The sequence below is a fragment of the Virgibacillus carmonensis genome, from assembly GCF_057836705.1.
This window is the reverse complement of the sequence record NZ_JBYQFJ010000378.1, coordinates 1-533: the sequence shown is the minus strand read 5'-3', so window position 1 is coordinate 533 and position 533 is coordinate 1. Positions and strand designations below refer to the sequence as shown.

Here is a 533-nt window from a genome sequence, read left to right as displayed (position 1 = left end):
GCAATCGATGGATTTATAAACGTGACAGCAGGTATAACGGATAAATTTAATTTTTTATTTAACCCACCTATCGCATTATCGGCAACAATTCCACCTTCATACGCTGCTACATAGACAAATTGAGGTCCTAATGTTACATCTCCTGCTGCATAAATCTTCCCATTATTTGTACTAGCATATTCATTTATCAGGACTTCGTTTCGTTTTCCGACTTCAACCCCCGCTGCACTTAAATTTAAAGAATCCGTATTTGGTTTTCTTCCTGTTGCAACAAGTAAATGCTCTGATTCCACGACTTTTTTCTTACCATCTACAGTTATATAAACCTTTTTTGCCTCTCCAACTTGTTCAACACGCTCATAAGTTGCCTCTTTAATAAGGTTTATACCCTTTTGGATAATGGTACTTTCTACGGATTCTGAAATTTCCGAGTCATACTCTTTTAAAAGGCGATCACTTCTTTGTATAAGCGTGACTTCTGAACCTAAATTATGAAATAGTTGTCCAAGTTCCAATCCGATATAGCCTGTACC

Annotated in this window: 1 protein-coding gene; it reads right to left on the bottom strand. The window is 36.8% G+C overall.

Going from position 1 to position 533, the window contains the following annotated elements; translation table 11 throughout:
* A partial coding sequence (locus tag AC3G7N_RS22455) for an FAD-dependent oxidoreductase (RefSeq protein ID WP_489424314.1) occupies window positions 1-533 on the bottom strand: 533 nt, incomplete at both ends.